Raw genomic sequence first — 21,918 nt, 5'->3', positions numbered from 1 at the left:
AAACTACAAGCCCAAAAGTGTTTCACCTAAGAGAAACAGTTGTTTCATCCAGGAGAAACACTTGTTTCATCATGGTGAAACACTTTTAAGATTATTTCAACGTCGACCCAATCTCAGTATAAGGGATATCTTTAAAACCGGCTATCCGTTTAAAGACAGGGGCATCTTTTCGGAATCCTTTTAAAGGGTCAGCCGGATCGACAAAGCCCGGATCTTCATTAGTCGTCCAGTTATTCCAAAACTCACCCCACTGGCTGCTACCATGCAACAGGTTAGTTATATTATAAAAGAGATTGCCGTATATCCGGTTCCGTTTCGGGAAAGCCGGGTCTTCCTGCCAGTAATTGACCAATTCCGGATATTTCACGCTATAAGGGGGTTGCGTATAATTGACGGCTTGCAGACGTTTGTCGTAAATATCTCCTTTGTTCACCATGTTGCTTGCCCAGTTTTGCAAACGATTATCCAGATGGATAGCCGTAGGGGAATCAATAAAGATATTATTATAATATTTATGATCCATTCCGCCTCCAATCAGCACAGGTAATGAGCCGGCTTTGAAATAGATATTGCCATAGACTTCGCTTCCACAGGCACCGTCGTCATGGTAAGTGGCTGTTACCCGATGACGCGGACTTAATTCGTGGAAATAATTATAACGGATCACATTCCCCCGTTCCGACGGGTCACGTCCATAATAAATAGCTCCCTGGTCGTCTACCTCCTGACAAACCTGCGTAATATCACAATATTCTATCGTATGCTCATTTCCATGAAACAGAATGGCCATGCTCGGTGCATCCGATATGTCGCATTTGGTAACCCGGTTGCCTACGCCATCTATCCAAACGCCCGGACGGTAAGATTTCTCAATACGGTTGTAGCGGGATATCTTACAATTCTCAACGTAATTATCCGAACGGGTCAGCGTAACGCGGTTGCCTCCTCCCAAACTGACACCGCCGGCTCCGGTATTATAAATATAACAATCCTTTACACCGTTGTTTCTTCCGGCTTGCCGATCCAGAATAGAGTTTTCGTAGATCTTTCCCATCATATCGCCTACCATTCTGCCACAAAGTTCACCTCCTGCTTCCATGGCATGTTTTTGAAGCGTGTTGTCTTCTTTGGGCGAATCAGTACCTTTCCCTATGCAAACACCTACATTTCCGACATTGCGGATGGTACATCCTTGCAACAATACGTTTTCCGTATTATCCATATAAACACCTATACCCCGGCTATTTTCAATCGTAATGCCTTCTATAGTTACATTTTCACAATTCTCTACAGCAATGACCGGTTCGTCCAAAACGGTCAGGCGGACTTTGGTTATTTTCTGATCTCCCGGAAGGAAATAAAACTTCTTTGCATCCGGATCAATCACATATTCTCCCGTCCGGTCTATTTCTTCCGGCAGGTTCAAGGCAAACCATCTACGAAAATCGGCTCCGGTAAAGAACTGATAGGTTGTAAACATACCGACAGAAATGCTGGAGTCTTGCGGGTTGACCGACTTAACCGGTATCATATCATCTGCATAGCCATATCCGAAATATCCGCCAATCCACATATTATCCGTGTTTTTCCAATGAGCCGGACGTTCCTCCTGATAATGAAATACAGGCAACCGACCCAGCTTTTTATCTTCCGGTCCGCCGGAAACATCGACCCGTCCGATCAATGCCATCGAATCGTTCGGCCAACGGGATAAGTGCAACGGTTCGTTGTCAATCATCAACTCCGACCAGGCAGGTAGTGACTTACGTCCAAAACCGGAAGGACGGATATTTGCCAAAGTTTCGACAATACCTTTACAATCTACCTCAACCACTTTTCCACGTACACTTTCCTGCAGGCGGGACAGGATAGCCCGGTCTTTCACTTGTCTTATTCTACTTAATGGAATCACTTTATCACCGGATACGGACACCATTTCTCCTTCCCTCGCTTTTATCAACAAAGAAGACCATTTACCCGGTTGGATTTCAATAGTTTTATCCGTACGGTATTCGCCGCCCTTCATTTCAATGATCACATCACCTTCCAAAGATGCTGCTTTACGAATAGCCTGCTGCAAAGTTCCCGAACCGGGTTTTACAATTATTGTCGTTTGACGATTGCCTGACTGACTTTCACTTTTTCCATGAACAAAAATGCCTTGTAAAATAAAAACGACTAATACGATAAACTTCATTTTCATTATTTATTTCCTCCTATAATATTTACTGAACAATAAGATAACCGTACACTATTCTATCCCCCATTGCTTGTTGGGCTCAGGACCCAGTTCTATTTCAAGTACTCCCCCCTTGGCAAATTCGGTATGAGGGAAATAATACGTATTCAATGGATTACCGTTCAAACGTGCGGATTGGATATAGACATTCTTTGCCGAATTATTCTTTACTTCGATGACAAACTTCTTTCCCGGATAATAACGTTCATCCAGCTGAATCGTTATACGGTCAAAGATCGGAGAGGTTATTTCATAGCGGGGATCCACAGAGGCTCCACCTTGCACATCAAACAACCCGATCGCCATCAGAACTCCCAGGGCTCCCATCTGCCCCTGATCCTCGTCACCGTTATAACCTCCGTAAGGCGTTATATCCCCAAATACATCTTTTTTTATTCTCCGAACCCAGTATTGAGTCAACCAGGGAGCACCGGCATGGCTGAACAGATGTGCCATATGCAAAGAAGGCTGGTTTTCATAATCTACCCAATTCTGTGCGTGATGTCCGTGAGGAGTTATAAAATTATTCGGGGCAGCCAGTTCAAACTGACGGTTTAATTTATGGACAAAGGAGTCTTTTCCTCCTATCAGATAAATCAAATCCGGAATATTATGAGGGACATAATAAGTAAAGATAGCTGCATTACTTTCTACAAAACCCGGCATATTGAAACCTTTCCCCACAGGTGCGAAATCCTTTAACCAATCTCCGTTCTTCATCCGGGGACGCATCCATCCCTGTCCGGGATCAAACATATACCGGTAATTAAACGAACGGTTGTTATATTTGTTATACACAGAATCGATTCCCAGCCCTTTGGCAAATTGAGCCAAACACCAATCCTGATAAGCAAAGAAAAGCGTCATCGCACAGCCTTCCCGATGTCCGCCTTTTCCCTCGATGCCTTCCGGCACGAAACCTTTCTCCGTATAATATTTCATATACTCATTCACTTCCGTTTCATAACCTGCATGATCACGTATACCTCCCGGTTCAGCATTCTTGATACTACCTTCCAAGGCGGCATTCAAGTCAAAATCATGTATGCCTTTATTATAGGCGGAAGCTATCAGAGGTATTGCCTGATCGCCCACCATCACATAGGTATAATTCCCGCCACTGGGTCCACGGGCAATCAAACCTCCTGTAGGATAATATCCGACCATCGTAGATACAAACTCACTCATAATCTTAGGATAAGCCATCGACCATAAGATATTCAAATTAAATTCTGTACCCCATAATGCATCGGAGTTATAGACAGTATACGTTGGGACACCGTTTTTCAGTGGTACCTGGCATACAAGCGGAGTATCTCCCGTGTTATCCGTATATTTCCCATTCACATCTGAATAAGTATGACGACCTAACAATGCATGCCATAAGTCTGTATAAAATTTAATCCGCTCCTGCTCGGTTCCGCCTTCCACTGTTAGCTTGCTTAACTCTCCGTTCCATTCAGCATAGGAGTCCCCGACAACACGGTCGAAATCCCAATGTTTCAGTTCGGTATTCAGATTCAGGCGTGCCTGTTCTTCATCCACATACGATAAAGCGACTTTCATTAATAAAGGCGCATCACCCAAGGGTTTAAACCTGACATAACCGCCAACCTCCTTTCCCTCTAGGGCTTGTTTCTTTGTCAGTTCTTTTTCGTCACCGACCTTCTCCCAACCACCGAACTCATGGATGGAACGGTTGAATTGAGCTACAAAATACACCGTACATGTTTTCTTCCTTCGACTGGTAGGAGCCATAACGGCATATCCTGCAATCTCTTTGGAGAGAACCTTACGGATGGCAGCTTTCTCCATAGCCCCATGTCCTAAGAATGCACCGACATCAAACAGGACATTGGCCATTTCCTTTTGAGGAAATGTATAGCGGTGCATACCTACCCTGGAGGTAGATGTCAGCTCTGCCTTTATTCCATATTTATCAAGCGTAATCTGATGATAACCGGGTTTAACTATTTCCGTATCATGTGAAAATCCCGATTTATATGTCTCCATTCCTTTGTGGCCTGTCACCTCACCCGTTGTCGGCATGACCGGAATACCGGAAATCTGCCAGCAATGAATATGGCTGAAACATCTCACTTCAGTCGAATCATATAAATAACCCGAATTCCAACTCCCTTTCACCCACGTGTCCGGACTCAAACTGACCATCCCATAAGGACGACTGGCCGACGCAAAATAAAACCAGCGTGATTTATGGCTGTCAATCTGGGGACGAACATAATCCACAGGAGATTTCACCTCCTCCGCACGGCTTGCTATGCCTGACATTGAAAAGAATAACAGAGTAAGAATAACGCACTTACCAGCGATAATGAAGGCGGGGATTTTATTCAAATAAAATATTTCTTTCATGGTATGAATAGTTTATTTCAGATTACAAAGATAAAAGCAGCTATTGCTATGAAAAATAGCAAATAGCTGCCTATTTGGTGGATTATTATTGCTTACTTATTTTATAAGCCAACCATTTTTTCAACGGATAATATGCAATACACATCCGCTGTTGGCCTCTACATCGAGCGTCAACGACGGTTGTAGTTTCATCGTTTTAATGCTTACTACATCCTTTTTCTTTCCCGGAGCCTGATAATAAAGAGTTGCATTATAGGTTGTCACATCTTTCAAAAAATCCAGCGGGACAGATACCTGTTTCTTCTCTCCTGCGTTCAATACACTGACATACCAATCGGAACCGGAACGACGAGCCACAACAGCATAATCTCCCATCTTCCCATCCATAAACCGCGTATCGTCCCACACTGTCGGAATGGAATTATAAAAACGGGTTGCTACATCCGTCTTTATCACCGATTCGGCAGAACCGGCTCCACCGGCTTTTCTCGGAGATTTCTCCGGACGATCGTACCAATAGACAAATTGCCAGGGACTGTAAATAGCCACCAATTTGGCTAACTGGGCGGCGCGTCCTCCCATCTTTGCCGTTACTCTTTCGGCAAAATAACAATTAGTATAATCTCCTGCTCCACAAATCATACGGTTATATAACGTGTAAATAGCTTGATCCAAAGAAGGTCCTTCTTCATCACCGCGAATACCTTCCTGAGTAAGCAAATTCGGGTACGTACGTGAATAGCCCGTCGGACGATATTCGTCATGGATATCAACCATCAATTCATATTTGGCAGCTTTGCGGACTGCTTGATGTAACCAGGCCGTAGCATATTGATCACCAACATTTACAAAACCATATTTCACGCCTTTGATGCCCCATTTCTTATACAAAGGAAGTATTTCATCCAACTGCTGATGCAGGGCTTTTTTATTTACATATACTAATATACCTACGCCTTTAGAATTGGCATATTCTATCACTTTCGGCAAATCGAGTGGTCCTTTCGAGCGAGCCGGATCGATAGTAACTGTCGTTGCATCCGATTTCATATCTTCTTCCGCACCATACCAACCGGCATCAAACAGCACGTAAGCAATATTGTTTTCTGCAGCAAAATCGATACAAGCCAAACTGCCTGCCGTAGTCAACGTGACTTCACGAAGCACTTGTCCGGGTTTGATCCAGCTCGTATTCGCTATTTGATTGGGTTCATTCAGATTAAGAACGAAATAATTATGTTCCACCAACTTTCCCGGATGTTCGGCAACCATAACATAACGCCAGGGTGATTGGTAATCAGCCAAATCCAGGTTTACCTTTCCTGATAGTACGGATTGTACGCCAAAACCGGTTTCACTCTTTTCCAGTTTCATGCGGGAATAATCGACTAAAGCAGCTTCACCGATTGCTACAAAGCGATGGTCGTTTACTTGAATAACCTGAGGGCGATCGGCAGCACCGCTCAACGTACTCAATCTCTTTTCCGAATAAGCCCCCTGTGCCATACCGGTTACCCAGGTCTTACAGTCTTCTTTGAACAGGAATTGTGTTTTCTCGTTCACCAAAGTCTGATTCCAGAAATCCAGTTTATCGAAGGCATACCGGAAAGCCAGTCCTTCGTCGTACAGGCGGACTTCCAACGTCATCTCTTTTTGATTTGCATCGGAGCGGAGCGTCAGTTTGAGTTCGTTATAGCGGTCGGTGATAAGTGAGCGTTCGCCATAGACAGGTTTCCAAGTTTGATTGACTTCGTTTCTTTTCTGGTTGGTTACCAGCCAGTTGCCGGCTAAGGTATTTTCTTCCAGATTAAGTTGAAGAGTTTTCACGTCTACAACCTGGTCTCCTTTTTCATACAGACCAATCCGGACAGATGTTCCATCTACTTGAATTTTAGCATTCAATGTTTCCGAAGGGCTTACCAGGGGTAACAGAGTTTGTGCACTAAGCAGCAGAGGCTGTAACAGGGCACAAAATAATAAACTAATTGTCTTTTTCATCCTTTTATCTTTAACAATAAAACCTCTATCCTCTTACATGAAAGAGAATAGAGGCATTTAACATCAATTATAACCCGGATTTTGAACTAATCCACCTTCCTTATTCGCTTCAATTTCAGAATTAGGAACAGGTAACTTATTCAAATGATCATCCAATTTATATCCAGCCTGAATAACTTTCGGATTATATTTCATCAAATACTCAGTTAATTTATTCAACCGCATCAACGTATTCAAACGATAATCTTCCATGTAAAGTTCACGTGCCCTTTCATCCAGGATCAAATCTATGTTCACGTCAGATGCTGTAATCGGAGTTGCTTTTGCACGATTCCGGATAACATTAATATCAGCGGCTGCCGCATTCAAATCACCTGCATTCATATAAGCTTCCGCACGCAAAAGATACGTTTCAGCCAAACGCATAATATACCAATCTTTATAAGTACGACCATTGTCATGCGTTTCTCCACTTTGAGAATCTTTGAACTGACCATGATGTTGTGCCGTAACGACTTTCATAAAAGTAGGCTGAGTGATACGGAACAATTCTTCTTTATTCCCCAACGTTTCTTCCGACATTTTCTGTCCATAAAAACGACCATTCGGGTTTGTCCAGTAATACTCACGTTTCATATTATACTTTGAGTTACGCATATCACGATCCCAATCATCTTTATACTGCCATATCTGATTGGCGGCATAATCAGTTATAGAAATTTGGTCTACCGGACGACCACTCAAAATATCTTTCAACCAGTTTGAGTTTCCATCCGCATCTTTCAAATTCCACCACATGGTACCAATCCAACGCTCCATAACAAAATTACCACCGGAAGCACCCACGTTTCCGCCTCCTTCCAAATCCACATCAAACTGCACATTCCAGATACACTCCTTATTTCCATCGATTCTATTAAAGTTTCCTTCTCTGAACAAATCCCAAAAGACATCTCCCCATGCTTCTTTTTCTCCTTGGTAATCATATCCTTCAAAAGTAAAATCTTTAAGTTTCCCAAATCGTTCTGTCATCAATGACATAGCCGGATTGTTGATTACAGCCGTTGCCTGTTCTATTGCACCATTATAATCTTTCATGCAAATAAGAATTTCAGACAACAAATGTCTGGCAGCTACATTTGAAGCCATTCCACCTTTCTGGTCGTCAATATCTCGCATCCATTGGATAGCAAACAACAAATCATCCTTACATTGCTGATAGATTTCTTCCTGACTGGCACTCTTATAGTTAAATTGAGGTGAAGTTGTTTCTTCGAGAACAATAGGAGCCTGTCCCCACATATTACCCAAAAAACGATATGCAAAAGCACGCAAAAACTTAGCTTCCCCTACTATTGCATTCTTTTCCTCTTCCGAATTCCACTTTACAATAGAACTTTCGCTCCGATCTATAATAACATTACAGCTATAAATATAACCATACAGCCGCTGCCACCATTTTTTAGCAAATCCATTATCTGCATTTAGCGTATTCCAGTAAAAATATTCGGGATATACGTCTGTCGCAGAACGCGGACCGTTCAAATCAACATCCACACCCATCAAATCATAATTCTGCCAACTATCTGTATTTGCATAAAAATCATTCCTTATGTTCAAATAAAGGTTAGCCAAAGCAGCCTCAAAGCCTTTTCTATCCGTATAAGAATTCTCCGGAGTCAAAAAGTCTTTTGGTGTTTCATTCAACAGGTCGTTACACGAAGTCATCGATCCTGCTAAAATCAATCCTATAAATAAATTTCTTATCAGTTTCATTTTCCAATAGATTAAAAGTTAAACATTAAAGTCATTTGATATGTACGAATAGATGGGAATGCCGTAATCTTCAAACCAGAATCTGTTTCCGGATCTAAACCATCCCAATGAGGAGCAAACGTAAATAAGTTATCTGCACTCAAAGATAAACGCATATTATTAAATCCATACGGTTTCACCAATCTTGATAAATCATAACTTAAAGCAATCTTTTGCAATTTAATAAAACTACGATCTACGTATTTTGTTCCTTTATACCTTGCATTCGCTTGATAATCAGGACGTGGATACTTTGCATTCGTATTCTCCGGAGTCCAGTAATCATAGACAGTTCTATTATGTGCTGCGCTATTCACATACTCATCAGTATAAGGAGTATTGTTGCCGGAAAGGAAATATCCATTTCCACCCCAGATAGAATTAATATATACCATCAAAGAAAAATCTTTGTATGACAATGTATTCGTCAAACTCCAACGGAAGTTTTCTTTTGAAGTACCCAAGAATTGACGGTCCTTATCCGAACTAATCTTCCCGTCGCCATCCACATCTTCCAATTTATAATCACCAGGACGCATTCCTTCCATAATCGTGCCGTTGTCGACATCACTTTGCTGCCACATACCATTCACTTTATAGTTATAGATTGTGCCTAATGTTTTTCCAATAAAATATCCGGAGCTGATCAAATCATCTTCTTTTCCATCTCCATCGTTATCTTCACCATAAATAGTAGCTACTTTATTACGGTTTAAAGAGAAAGCAAAATCAGAAGTCCATGAAAAATCTTTTGTCTCTATATTAACCGAATGTAAACCGATTTCAACCCCTTTGTTTTTAATTTTACCTAAATTAGATAAAATAGAAGTTTTACCGGAAACGGATGGTAATGCAAGACTAAAAAGCAAATCTGTCGTATTGGTAAAATAAGCATCTACAGAACCGGAAAGACGGTTATTCAATACAGAAAAATCTACTCCGAAGTTAGCTCCTGTCGTCTTTTCCCATCCCAAATCATTCAATGCAAAAGATGAAATTCCTTGTGTAATTGAATAAGACGGGTCGCCTGCAAAGATATATTTATTAGTGCCCACTTTAGCCAATGTACTGTATGAATCAATAGATTGGTTACCATTTGAACCATAAGAAACGCGCAATGACAGATTATCAATAGCCTTAACATCCTTCATAAAAGATTCATTAGTGATATTCCAATTCAAGCCTCCGGAAGCAAAAGTGGCCCATTTCCGATTGATACTAAAGGCAGAACAACCATCCCGACGCACAGTTCCGGTCAAAGAATAACGACCGTCGAAAGTATAAGTACCACGAGCCATCCAAGCAATTGCACCACTTTCACCAGCCCCCGTATTTACTGTCTGCTTTTTGCCATCTTCCAGTTTATTGTCACCCAAAACAGTATTATCAAAATTCTCTGCATAAGAAGTCATATCATCCCAAGTACGACGTTCTCTTGAGTACAGTAGAGTCACATCCACATTATGTTTTTGATTAAATGTATTGTTATATTTAATCATATTGTCCAACAACATGCTGTAGTTGTTTTCGTTCTTTCGTTCCCCCTTACCGTTTTTGCCCTGTCCTTCGGTTGTATATTCATCATAAAAGTAATTTTTCTGAGACCAACGCAAAGTATTTGAATAAACCATCTCGTATGTCAGGCCTTTCACCCAAGGTACGGTTATCTTACCATTCAGAATAGCTCCCAAAATATTGTATTTCTCCGTATCATCCGTCCTCATACTCCAAAACGGACTTTGGAAAGATGTTGTTGTTTGAGGAAACTGTAAATAACGTCCTTCTTCATCATACAAAGAAGCATAAGGGCTAAACTGGGCAGCTTTCTCCATAGACGGAGTACTTCCTGAATAATCACGAATACTATAATTGGTTTTTACCCCTACTTTCAACCAGCTTGTCAGATTACTATCAATATTGACACGGCCTGAGAAATTCTTATAGCGGTCATTCAGCACAACTCCTTTCTGATCTGTCATTGCTGCAGAGATATAATAACTCGCAAATTCCGAGCTATTAGAAACACTTACATTTGCCTTCAAATTATAAGCATTCTGACGAAACAGTTCATAAGGATCCGAAAAAGTAGGTTGATGGTCTGGTGTTGCATTATAGTTTTTCGACTCTTCTGCCTGAAGATAAAGGTCTATCTTCGCTGGATCTGCATCCAAACCATTGGCTTGACGTACATCTAAGATATGTTGTAAATAGCCAGGGGCATCATATACCTTCAAGCGTTTCAGTTCGTTACTTATACCATATGATAAATTTACATTAAATTCCGGTTTCGAAGACTTGCTTCTACCTCGTTTTGTCTGAATCAAAATAACCCCATTAGCAGAACGGCTACCATAAACAGCTGCTGCACTGGCATCTTTCAATACAGTAAAATTTTCAATATCTTCTGATGGTATATCAGCTAATGACCCGTCATAAATAGCACCATCCAATACTATCAATGGATTATTACCGCCATCACGGGTTGAATTTTGACCTCGAATGCTGAATCCGGCAACATTACCCGCTTTATTCACACCGCCTACATTCAATCCCGGAACCGAACCTTTAATCGTTTCCATAATGTTATTAGTCGGGACATCACGATATGTATCAATATCGGCTTTAGTAATAGATCCTGTAATCGCCTGTCTATTCTGCGTACCATAACCAATTACGACTACTTCATCCAAAGCCTGACTATCTTCCGACAATCTTATACTATAAACCGATTGACTTCCTACAGTTATTTCCTGCGTTTCATATCCAATATAAGAAATGAGTAGAGTAGCCCCCTGCTGTGCTTCCAGGCTAAAATTGCCATCTATATCCGTAATCGTTCCAGTCGTTGTACCCTTTACCGAGACATTTGCTCCGATAACAGCTTCACCGTTCTCATCCTTGATTGTACCAGTAATTTTCTTTGTCTGACCGCTTTGTGTGGTGCGTGGCAATTTCAAAATAATCTGTTTGCCAACAATTTCGAAAGTAACAGGTTTTCCTGCAAAGGCTTTTGTTAAAATCGTTTCCAAACTTTCCTGCTGACCTTTTACTGTGATTTTCTGATTCTGATCGACAGTCTGATCCAGCATAAAAGTATAATCCGTCTCTTTCTCTACCTGAGTAATAAATTGTTTTAATGATTTATTCGTTACCGATAAATCTAGTTTTTCGGCCTGTGCATAGACGCTATTTACTGCTCCGAATGCAACAAGCACTGGTAATAATTTCCAGTTTATTTTAAACATGTGTAATAGCTTTAAGATTATAAATTTGTTATATCTTTGCCATTGTATATCAATTATTTGTTATGCCTGCCAAAGGCATAACAACCGAATAAGTATATATACTTCAAAAGGCATGGAGATTAGGGGTCTCTGTGCCTTTTACGCATAAGGCATTATACGTTAGACAAAAAGCATCTCTATTTATATCTGATCGTCACCTCCTTCCCGTCTAATTTATACTCTATTGGGGTAATCTTATTGATCATCTCCAATAATTCCGTCAATGACTCTGTCTTAATGGTAAACCAATAAGCCCTGGAAGCATCCACATTAGATAATGTTATATCCACTCCATACCAACGTTCCAATTTCTTCCATACTTCTTCTGCAGATGCACCATCAAACTTTAAAAGATTGTGGTGCCAGCTAGCCTCTATTTCCGCATCGCACGTCTCAACATGACACAACAAACTACTTTTAGAAACAGTAGCTTCCTGATCCGGCGATAAATAAGTCAGCAACTGCTGATCTTTGGCCGATAGCAAACTTACTTTTCCTCGAAGCAATGCTACCATAATATCCTCATCGTCGGCATATGCACTGACATTAAATGCCGTACCATGTACTTTTACATCAACGGCACCGGTCTTGACTATAAAAGGATATTGCGTATCTTTTTGAACATCAAAGAAAGCCTCTCCTTCCAGATTGACAATACGATCTTGTGTACTATACTGATAGTTATAAGACAAACGCGATCCGGAATTCAGCCAAACCAGTGTACCATCAGGAAGAACAAGCTGAGTTTTCTGTCCGGGAGGTGCCATAACCACATTTTCAAACTGAGAAGCCTGCCAGGATTCTTTCTGACCATTCAATAAAAAAGAGAGTGAAAAGCCTAGAACCAACGCAATAACAGCAGCTATTGACGACACACGTATCAATAATGAACGGGAATACAATGGAACCTGCTTTACTTTATCACGAATACGTGCCTGTACCTTATTCCATACCGCTGCTTTATCCGGTATCACAAAGGCAGAGGCATCCACCTGAACTGCTTCCCATTGCAGCTTCAGCTTTTCCAGCAGAAGAGGATGTTCGGCATCTTCGTTCAACCAACGATTTACCTCTTCCAATTCTGCCTGTATGCATTGCCGGGATAAATACTTGGCTAGTAGTTCATATGGTATTTGTCGTTCGTTCATATTCCGTTTCTTTTATTAGTTGACACATAATGCCCCCTAATACCCCCAAAGGAATTTGAAATATTTTTTACTGTACCTTTCTGCAGGTAATAATCAGCAAAAACTGCACGATACACCGTGCGATTTTTCACAAAAACTGCACAATGCATCATGCAATTTATTATCTTTGTAGCGAATAAAAGCCTAAATGATAGCTAATATGCAAAACTTATACAGAAATTTTCGTCTCCAATTAGAACTGACTTCTACCGATTTCATCCGCTTCCTGCATGAAAAAATTGCCTGGGATAGCAGATTGATAGCCATTGTCGGTTCAAGAGGTGTAGGCAAGACTACGTTATTGCTTCAACACATCAAAAAGTACGAGAATCCTGAAGAAGTGCTTTATGTTACCGCTGATGACTTTTATTTTACCACTCATCGGCTTTTCGATTTAGCCTATCAGTTCTATACACAAGGTGGGAAAAAGCTCTTTATTGATGAAATACATAAATACAAAGGATGGTCGACAGAGATAAAAAACATCTACGACCAAATACCCGGTCTGCATGTCGTCTACACTGGGTCGTCCATTCTTGATTTGGAAAAAGGCGGTGCCGATTTAAGTCGAAGGAAAGTGGAGTACAACCTGCCCGGCCTCTCTTTCAGAGAATACATTAATCTGACTCAAGGATGGCAGTTACCTGCCTATTCTTTATCCGATATATTAGCCGGGAAAGTACTATTCCCTTATGAAAAAGAGCGTCCTCTTAAACTTTTTAAAAGTTATCTGCAAGCAGGCTATTACCCTTTTTTCACAGAGACGGAGTATCGTCTGCGATTAAGCAGTGTCGTGAAACTTATGGTGGAAACAGACATTCCTCAATTTGCAGAAATGAATATTGCATCGGCTTTTAAGTTGAAAAAATTACTTTACGCACTTGCCCAAAGCGTTCCATTCAAGCCTAACTACACCAAATTGGAACGTGACCTTGAAATCAGTCGGAACACACTGCCCGACTATCTGCTCTATCTGGAAAAAGCCGGACTCATAAATCTGCTTCGCGAAAAGGCCAATGGCCTGAAATTATTGGAAAAGATAGATAAAGTCTATCTTAATAATTCAGACATCGCCTATATGTTGTCCGACATGACACCTGATATTGGTAATATTCGTGAAACCGTCTTCTTGGCCTGGATGCGTGTAAGGCACTTCGTCACATCATCCCCTATAAGCGATTTTGAAATTGACGGACGTACATTCGAAGTTGGTGGGCGAAACAAAAAACAGGTACAGATAAAAAATGCAACCGAGGGATATGTGGTGAAAGATGACATAGAATATGCCTATAAAAACGAAATCCCCTTATGGATGTTTGGTTTCATTTATTAAGAAGAGATAATAATACAAGCGCCATCGCTTCGTCCGAATGGGATGCAATATATTCACGTATCTTTTTTAAGGCAATCCCCATTTGGTTCTCGACAGTCTTTACGGAAATCTCTTTTACTTGTGCTATTTCTTTGTAACTTAATTGTTCTTCCCGGCTCAGGATAAATATCTCCCGACATTTTTCAGGTAAAGACTCGACGGCAGCTTGCAGTAATTGATAAAACAACTCACGGTCTACACAATCGACCGATTCGTTCTTTTCTAATTCGATACGGGCCCATTTCTCTAATAAAACAGCGTGATTATCTTCATCACGCAAATAATTCAGCATCCGGTTACGGGCACTGTTATATAAAAAAGTCTTGATGTATTGTATTTCTTTACCTTCGTAATCCTCCCACAAACAGACAAAAACATCCTGAACCACCTCCTCTATTACCTGATAATCGCGGGTATAGTAATTCAGGAAGCGGCATATAATTTCAAAATAGTCATTATATGCATCTTTGAATGTTCTTTCATTAATGATCATGTTTGTATAGTTTCTTCATTAAATGAGGTTATTCTTTTGTTAATCTCGTATCCCTCTGTTTCGCAAAAATAACCAAATAAACAATATACCTATCAGAAATAGATAAAAAGATAAAGCTTGCAGGGACCGTTTTAAAACAGATATTAAAATAAACAGTACACCTGCAAGCCTAAAAAATCTCAATCAATTACTAACTATAAACGAATAACTTGCACCTGGTAAGGTTTCCATATGAAATATTTCTCCTTCCAACTCTTTTTCTTCCAGTAACCGGTCTGATTGCCAAACTTTCATCCGGACTTTCTTATGCTTCCAGGGATTCAATAAACTCAAAGGTCTCCCTTGTTCACTGAATATGGCGAGGGAAGCAACCTCACCATTTTTCAATTCGCCGGAAACCAAAAAAGCTCCCTCTACCCTGATCTGATGGAATGAAGCGTCTTTTTCACGTGGCCAAACCGGAAAAACGCGGACAATGTCCTGATGCCCCATACAAAGCATCTCGTTGATCGTGTTGGGAACGGTACTCCAGTTCTCTATGCCATGCGGATTATCCAACTGAAATCCGTTCGGATAAGTATGACGGGAGTAGGCATTCAAATGAACCAAAATACTGTCCGGATCATAACCTATCCGCACTGCTGCCGGAAAGAAACTGTTACTTCCGTTGAAATCCAGCCAACGCTGCATTTCGTCGACTGTATTATGTGCAATCTTCAACATTTCCGGATCACTGTTTAAGCCGATCTGACCTGCCGGATAAATATGCTGGATACCCAACGTATTACCATCCCACCAATCCGTTCCTTTTTCCGTATAGCGAAAGACTGTTTTACCATTTCGTTCCTGCAACGGATAACCGGATATATGGTTGGTGATAAATGCCCATTGCTCTCGTTTGTCATCATCGACTCCCAGAAAAATGCTCATGTCGGATACGGTTTGCATAACCATCCGTACCAGTCCCAAAGACAGGATCGGATTCATTGTTCCAACCGTACCTTCATGGATAGCATCATTATAAATAACATAACGGTCTCCTTCAAGCGTTAAATACTTTTCCCAGAAAGCAGCAACTCCCTTTACGAACGGATAGACCTTCCGGGTATATGCCTTATCCCAGGTACGATAAAACTGCATGGACATATTGACAACCGCATACGCCGAATTGCTTTTCTGCCCCATAAAGAAACCCTCATCCTCTACCAGCTTTTCTTCGAACCAACCTTTAAAATAGGTATCCATAAAAGGAGAACGACGAGTTGTTTCGATACCCAGAGGACCAGCACCTACAGGTAACAAGATACCGTCAGGAATACCGGTTACTTTTTCAGAATAATAATTTCCGCGGGATATCAAAGCCAGCATCGGCATATAATAGGGATCGGCCTGTTCGATACGGTTGGAAGAGTATAAACCGTAATAGGGAGCCATATGATTATAATTCAAATGATAATCACCGTTCCAGTTCGGACGTTCCCGGGTAATCCAGGTACCGAAGATAGAAGGAGGAAAATCCTTATCACGACTGCAAGAAGCTGTTCCGTAAAGAGACAGATAATATTGCTTTTCTATTACCGAATCGGGGATACTGACAAAAGACTTCTGCCAATAATCTTTCCACCATTCCTGATGATGCTTTTCTACTTCTTTCAGATGGGAAGAAGAACAGTCGGAAGCACGCCCGATAACATCCGATACACAGTCATTGCTTTTAAAATTACTTGAAAAAGCACAGACCATGCGCACCGGTTTGCCCGGCTCCAGGACAAAACTTCCATCCGAAGACTGATCCATACGCAAAGCCATAGCCGCTTTGGTTGGAATATCGACAGAATCTTCAAAAGCCCGCCATAGATAGAGAACGCCTTCTTTGGTTATACCGACTTCCCGTTCATCAGGAAAGACTCGTTCCAATGGCGGTTTATTTATGATTTCTTTCTCTCCGGGCAAAGACAGGTTTACATGACCTTCTATACTGCCTTCTCCATCCATTTCCAGTTCGACAACCAACAAATCTTCAGTAGCCGACACATATGTTTTATAGGATACAGACTGATTATCTTTTGTAAACCGGGCAGTCGTAGTAGCATCATATAACTGTTGTTCCACCAGATAAGAAGCTCCTTCCAAAGCCGGTATCGACAACTCTATTTTACCCAGTACCAAGGGATAGGATTCATCTAAAGCCGACTTCAACCGCCAAAAATCGTTTCTGGCTACGTAAAAGGTCTGTGCTTCGGGAGGCCCCGCCAGTGCGACACCAGTAAAGCCATTCCCCAGCAAAGGCGCATCTACCGAATTACGGTTAGGAATCCGTTTCGGAGGTTCGGTAAAACGAATCGTATGCTTACTGATGATTGCCTCCGCCTGCTCCTGCAAGGCATTAGCCTGTTGGAGATCGCATCCGATCAACAACAGGCTAACAACTAAACTTACTACTATATTTATATTCCTAATACACAACATACGGTTCTCCCTCAATCTTCAACTCTCCGAAACTGCCTTCCGATTTATAAGGCTGGCCTCCGCCGATATATAATTCTACCGGACCTTCTTTCTGAACCAGATTACCTTTGTCATCTACTAATGCCAACTCTTCCGGAGAAAGCATAAAAGTAACTGTCTGGCTTTCGCCTTTATTCAAATGAATACGTTTGAAGCCTTTCAGGGCACGTAGCGGGACACGGGTATTTCCGTTCTGAGGATGAGAGACATATAGCTGGACCACTTCATCACCATCCCGTTTACCGGTATTGGTCACCGTTGTTGTTACCTGGATGCTTTCGCCGGTTTTTACGACGGAAGCATTCGATAATGGCTGATAAGCAAATGTAGTATAGCTCAAGCCATAACCGAACGGATAACGAACATCGTCTTTAAAATAACGATACGTACGGTTCGCCATCGAATAATCTTCGAAATCCGGAAGATCTTCATCATTCATATAGGTAGTCAACGGCATACGGCCTGCCGGGTTATAGTCGCCGAAAAGAACATCGGTGATAGCATCACCGGCAGCTTGTCCGCCATACCAGGCCTGAAGGATAGCATCTGCATTGCGGCTCTCCCAGTCGAAGCTCATAACGGAACCGGACATATTGACCAGAATCAACGGACGGCCTGTCTTCTTCAACTCTTTCATCAATTCAGTCTGTACCGCCGGCAACTTCATTGTGGTACGGTCACCGCTGGCAAAACCACCGTAACCGGCAGCTCCGGCATCACCGGCCTCTCCTTCATAGTCGGCGCTGATACCGCCAACGAAGATGATAATGTCTGCTTTCTTAGCCTGAGCAGCCACCTGGGCAAAAGAGGGAGCACCTTCCAGTTTCTGAACAATACCGACACCTGTCAGCGTATCGATCTGAATCGTATTACCAAAACGTTTCTTCAAACTCTTATACGGAGTGATGATTTCGCTCGGAACACCGAAATAGTTAGCTAACAGCGTGCTGCCATTATCCATATTCGGACCGATTAAAGCAATACGTTTGATCTTCTTCGGGTTTAAAGGAAGTATATTCTTATGGTTCTTCAACAAGACCATCGACTCCTGTGCCATTTTATAAGCATGAGCTTTATGCGCATCACACTCGATCACTTCACGACCAATTGTAGAATATGGTACACGGTCAGCCGGATCATACATACCCAACTTAAACTGGATTTCAAACAAACGAGCCAGAGAAACATTGATTTCTTTCTCCGAAATAATACCGCGCTCTACTCCCTGTTGCAACTTCTGATACAAATCACCACACTCCAAGTCGGTACCAGCTAGGACTGCATCTGCTACTGCTTCCGTATCATTGCTATGTGTTTTGTGATACTTCGCAAAGTCACTTACCGCCCAGCAATCGGATGTCACATACCCATCAAACTTCCACTGATTGCGCAGAATATCCTGCAACAACTCATTATGTCCACAACAGGGTTGCCCCTCCAAGCGATTGTAGGCACACATCACACCATGCACTTTCGCCTTCGTCACCAACTCACGGAAAGCCGGTAGATACGTATCCCATAAATCATATAAAGAAACATGCGCATCATACGAGTGACGATTGCCTTCCGGTCCGCTATGTACGGCATAGTGCTTGGCACAGGCTACTGCTTTCAGATAATGAGAATCACTACCTTCCAGGCCACGGACAATAGCCGATCCCATCTTACCTGTCAGATAGGGGTCTTCACCGTAACACTCCTGCCCACGTCCCCAGCGGGGATCACGGAAGATATTGATATTCGGAGTCCAATAGGTCAGTCCACGGTAAATACTACCGGTCTTTCCTGCTTTCAAATCTTCGTTAAAGAGGGCACGACCTTCCGAAGAGGTCATATCCCCCATCAGCTGCAAAGCTTCTGTGTCGAAAGTGGCAGCCATACCGATAGCCTGTGGGAAAACAGTCACCTTTTCCTTTGTACGGGCTACACCGTGAAGCGCTTCATTCCACCAGTTATAAGCCGGTATGCCTAAACGGGGAACCGCCGGAGCGGCATGTTTCATCAACTGAACTTTTTCTTCCAGGGTGAGACGGGAAATAATATCCTGCACACGTTCATCCAATGGAAGATCCGGATTCCGGAACGGAAACTCATACGTCTGTGCTACCAGGCCGTTCAAAGAGACAACAGCCAGTAAAACGATACTTTTCAGTTTGTTTTTCATGTGATTATCTATTTTATTTTGTTACTTCGACAATGATTTTACTCTCTTTCAGTCCTTCCGATACGGCTGTCAGTTCAATAGGTTGGCCGGAGCGGTCACTGGTAACAAGTACCTGGGCGTAACCATTAAAAGCATTCCGGTGTACATCACTGCCTACGGGGAAGACATCCGGTTCCTGACTACAAGGATTACCATTACCCACTCCCAATATCTTGCCGTTGCGGACATCGAAATGAATACTGTTGTCGGCAATCGGCACTACACGTCCTTTGGCATCCAATACTTTTACGGTTACGATTGCCACGTCATTGCCATCACCCTGAATAGAAGAACCGTTCTCACTGACCAGTTGCAGAGAAGCCGGCTTTCCGGTAGTTTCTACCAACTCCGTATATTTCTTTCCGTCCTTCTTTCCTTTAGCCAACAGCTTACCCGGAGTGTATTTAACACGCCAAGCAGGAATATCGAACTTTTCAACCGTCTTTTTACCCAAGCTCTTACCGTTCAGGAACAGTTCCACCTCATCCATATTAGTATACAAATGTACATCGACCGAATCGGTACCGATTCCATTCCAATGAGGAAGCACGTGCAACACCGGTTCTTCCGTCCACCAGGCTTTATAATACCAGAAAGCATCTTTCGGGAAACCGCAATAATCCAGAATACCGAAATGAGACACTACACCCGGCCAGAAATGCAACTGCGCCTCGCCTCCATAATCGAAACCGGTCCATACGAAAGCACCGGCGACAAACTTGCGTGCATCGACATAACGCATCCATTCTTGTGCACGTGCTCCCCATCCCGGACAGTCACGATCATAAGCCTGATGGAAACCTTTCTTTGCATCCGTCTGATAAATACCACGCGTCATCACCGTACTCGCCTCTTCAGTGAAGATACAGGGCAGGTTCGGGAACTTTTCATGTACGGCATCGATATTACCTATTTTATAATAATTAGAACCCTGTACATCTACGGCATAGGTAAAACCTTCACCCCAGCTACCGTTCATGGCAGCCGTGCACGGGCGGGTAGGATCCAGTTTACGCTGAACGGCTTTCATGCGCTCAACAATCATACGCCCCTTCTCTGTTCCCTGTATCGCTGGTTCTTCGTTCCCCAAACACCAGATGATAACAGACGGATGATTCCTGTCGCGACGAATGATCGTTTCCAACTGGCTCAGACCTTCTTTACTGGAGCTCAATACACGCAGTTCATCCATGAACAACATACCTAATGTGTCACAAGCATTCAGCACAGCCGTTGTCGGGGGATTGTGGGAAGCACGATATGCATTTACCCCGTATTCTTTCAAGCGGGCCACCCTCCAGGCATTCAGCTGGTCCGGAACGGCAATACCTACGCCGGCATGATCTTGATGGCAACATACCCCCTGAATCTGCACACGTTCGCCATTAAGGAAGAAACCTTCGTTCGCATCGAAACGAATATCACGGATACCGAAAGATGTCTCGTAACTGTCTACAACTTTCCCATCTGCAACAATATCTGTATGTAATGTATAAAGAGTCGGAGTCTTCAATGACCATAAACGGGCATCCGGTACATTCATAAATGTCTCTACTTCTTCCGTCTCCAATGATTTCACGGAAACCTTTGCGTCTGCACTGGCTATCTCTTTGCCCTGATTGTCTACTATAATATTCCTTACAATGACATTCGATGTATTTCCACCCTGGTTAGTAACTTCCACCTGAGCCTTCACACGGGCTTCTTTCTTCTGCAAATCCACTTCACTGGTAACGAATGTTCCCCATTGCGGAATATGCACGGGAGCCGTGCGATGAAGCCATACATTGCGGTAGATACCGGCACCTTCGTACGACCATAATTCGGAATGAGTAGCGTCTACACGGACGGAGATCACATTTTCCGCATCCTTCTCATAATTCAGGCATTCCGTTACATCGAATACCAAAGGCACATAGCCGCTCTCGCCACGTCCCAAATAGACTCCGTTCATCCATACCTGTGCATCACGGAAGATACCCTCAAACTCCAGCGTATACCGGTCCCCTTTTACCAATTCGGGCGTAAACCGTTTCCGATACCAGCCCACACTGTTTTCGGGTGCACGTCCGCCCAGCTTGCGGTATCCTTTCATCTTGAATTGCTCCTGGCTATATCCCAAAGCCATTCCCCAATCATGAGGCACAGAAATCTTCTCCCATGCGCTGTCATCAAACCGTTGCGTATGAGGAATGGCCAAACGTGATTCCTGGTCAGCATCCAGCATAGTCGACTCCTGCAAAAAGGCAATCTTAGAGAACGACAATGCCTGTCCGTAATTAAAATCCTTTTCCGGATTAGCCGCATGTCCCTTAGCAAAAAGCCAATCCTGGTTTAATAATACTTTCTCGCGTTGCGACTGCGCCCCCATCCAAAGGGAAGGGAGTAGTAGCATGACTGTAAAAATCAATCTTTTCATTCTTCTATCTATTGTTTTCTATTT

At 42.5% G+C, this 21,918-nt stretch carries 11 protein-coding genes; 1 reads left to right on the top strand and 10 read right to left on the bottom strand.

The window, feature by feature from the left end; translation table 11 throughout:
• Positions 1 to 91 precede the first annotated feature (91 nt).
• The 6 genes from P3L47_RS10615 to P3L47_RS10590 all read right to left on the bottom strand — a co-directional run bounded on the left by P3L47_RS10615 (position 92) and on the right by P3L47_RS10590 (position 12,860).
• Positions 92 to 2,203, bottom strand: coding sequence for a right-handed parallel beta-helix repeat-containing protein (locus tag P3L47_RS10615; protein ID WP_277783595.1), 2,112 nt, complete (start codon positions 2,201 to 2,203; stop codon positions 92 to 94).
• A gap of 48 nt (positions 2,204 to 2,251) precedes the next feature.
• On the bottom strand, positions 2,252 to 4,615 hold the full coding sequence (locus P3L47_RS10610) for a GH92 family glycosyl hydrolase (protein ID WP_277783594.1): 2,364 nt from the start codon (positions 4,613 to 4,615) through the stop codon (positions 2,252 to 2,254).
• A gap of 120 nt (positions 4,616 to 4,735) precedes the next feature.
• Entirely contained in the window at positions 4,736 to 6,613 is a 1,878-nt protein-coding gene (locus P3L47_RS10605; protein WP_277783593.1) for a glycoside hydrolase family 97 protein, read from the bottom strand.
• 63 nt (positions 6,614 to 6,676) lie between these two features.
• Positions 6,677 to 8,389: a RagB/SusD family nutrient uptake outer membrane protein gene (locus P3L47_RS10600; RefSeq protein ID WP_277783592.1), complete on the bottom strand. Its 1,713-nt coding sequence runs from the start codon at positions 8,387 to 8,389 to the stop codon at positions 6,677 to 6,679.
• A gap of 11 nt (positions 8,390 to 8,400) precedes the next feature.
• On the bottom strand, positions 8,401 to 11,673 hold the full coding sequence (locus tag P3L47_RS10595) for a TonB-dependent receptor (protein WP_277783591.1): 3,273 nt from the start codon (positions 11,671 to 11,673) through the stop codon (positions 8,401 to 8,403).
• 176 nt (positions 11,674 to 11,849) lie between these two features.
• The gene (locus tag P3L47_RS10590) at positions 11,850 to 12,860 is read right to left on the bottom strand and encodes a FecR family protein (RefSeq protein WP_122360976.1); all 1,011 of its coding nucleotides are present in this window, start codon (positions 12,858 to 12,860) and stop codon (positions 11,850 to 11,852) included.
• Positions 12,861 to 13,059: 199 nt separating this feature from the next.
• On the opposite strand from P3L47_RS10590, the gene P3L47_RS10585 reads away from it, so the two are divergent.
• Complete coding sequence (locus P3L47_RS10585) at positions 13,060 to 14,232, top strand: ATP-binding protein (protein WP_277783590.1); 1,173 nt, start codon at positions 13,060 to 13,062, stop codon at positions 14,230 to 14,232.
• On the opposite strand, the gene P3L47_RS10580 is transcribed toward P3L47_RS10585, so the two are convergent.
• From P3L47_RS10580 to galA, 4 genes are all read right to left on the bottom strand, one after another.
• Positions 14,222 to 14,764, bottom strand: a complete 543-nt coding sequence (locus P3L47_RS10580) for an RNA polymerase sigma-70 factor (protein ID WP_277783589.1) — start codon at positions 14,762 to 14,764, stop codon at positions 14,222 to 14,224. The genes P3L47_RS10585 and P3L47_RS10580 overlap by 11 nt on opposite strands.
• A 183-nt stretch (positions 14,765 to 14,947) precedes the next feature.
• Positions 14,948 to 17,233, bottom strand: coding sequence for a glycosyl hydrolase family 95 catalytic domain-containing protein (locus tag P3L47_RS10575; RefSeq protein WP_277783588.1), 2,286 nt, complete (start codon positions 17,231 to 17,233; stop codon positions 14,948 to 14,950).
• Positions 17,220 to 19,436: a glycoside hydrolase family 3 C-terminal domain-containing protein gene (locus P3L47_RS10570; RefSeq protein ID WP_277783587.1), complete on the bottom strand. Its 2,217-nt coding sequence runs from the start codon at positions 19,434 to 19,436 to the stop codon at positions 17,220 to 17,222. The genes P3L47_RS10575 and P3L47_RS10570 overlap by 14 nt, the downstream gene beginning before the upstream one ends.
• A 13-nt stretch (positions 19,437 to 19,449) precedes the next feature.
• Entirely contained in the window at positions 19,450 to 21,894 is a 2,445-nt protein-coding gene (gene galA / locus P3L47_RS10565) for a beta-galactosidase GalA (RefSeq protein ID WP_277783586.1), read from the bottom strand.
• Positions 21,895 to 21,918: the final 24 nt, after the last annotated feature.

The sequence above is a fragment of the Parabacteroides chongii genome, from assembly GCF_029581355.1.
GTDB classification, from domain to species: domain Bacteria; phylum Bacteroidota; class Bacteroidia; order Bacteroidales; family Tannerellaceae; genus Parabacteroides; species Parabacteroides chongii.
The sequence above is the reverse complement of the archived record's forward strand: the minus strand, read 5'-3'. Positions and strand labels throughout refer to the sequence as shown.

Bases quoted from the DNA above. Each gene is read 5' to 3' on its own strand.
- P3L47_RS10615 (WP_277783595.1), bottom strand. From the start codon at position 2,203: ATGAAAATGAAGTTTATCGTATTAGTCGTTTTTATTTTACAAGGCATT.
- P3L47_RS10610 (WP_277783594.1), bottom strand. From the start codon at position 4,615: ATGAAAGAAATATTTTATTTGAATAAAATCCCCGCCTTCATTATCGCT.
- P3L47_RS10605 (WP_277783593.1), bottom strand. From the start codon at position 6,613: ATGAAAAAGACAATTAGTTTATTATTTTGTGCCCTGTTACAGCCTCTG.
- P3L47_RS10600 (WP_277783592.1), bottom strand. From the start codon at position 8,389: ATGAAACTGATAAGAAATTTATTTATAGGATTGATTTTAGCAGGATCG.
- P3L47_RS10595 (WP_277783591.1), bottom strand. From the start codon at position 11,673: ATGTTTAAAATAAACTGGAAATTATTACCAGTGCTTGTTGCATTCGGA.
- P3L47_RS10590 (WP_122360976.1), bottom strand. From the start codon at position 12,860: ATGAACGAACGACAAATACCATATGAACTACTAGCCAAGTATTTATCC.
- P3L47_RS10585 (WP_277783590.1), top strand. From the start codon at position 13,060: ATGCAAAACTTATACAGAAATTTTCGTCTCCAATTAGAACTGACTTCT.
- P3L47_RS10580 (WP_277783589.1), bottom strand. From the start codon at position 14,764: ATGATCATTAATGAAAGAACATTCAAAGATGCATATAATGACTATTTT.
- P3L47_RS10575 (WP_277783588.1), bottom strand. From the start codon at position 17,233: ATGTTGTGTATTAGGAATATAAATATAGTAGTAAGTTTAGTTGTTAGC.
- P3L47_RS10570 (WP_277783587.1), bottom strand. From the start codon at position 19,436: ATGAAAAACAAACTGAAAAGTATCGTTTTACTGGCTGTTGTCTCTTTG.
- galA (WP_277783586.1), bottom strand. From the start codon at position 21,894: ATGAAAAGATTGATTTTTACAGTCATGCTACTACTCCCTTCCCTTTGG.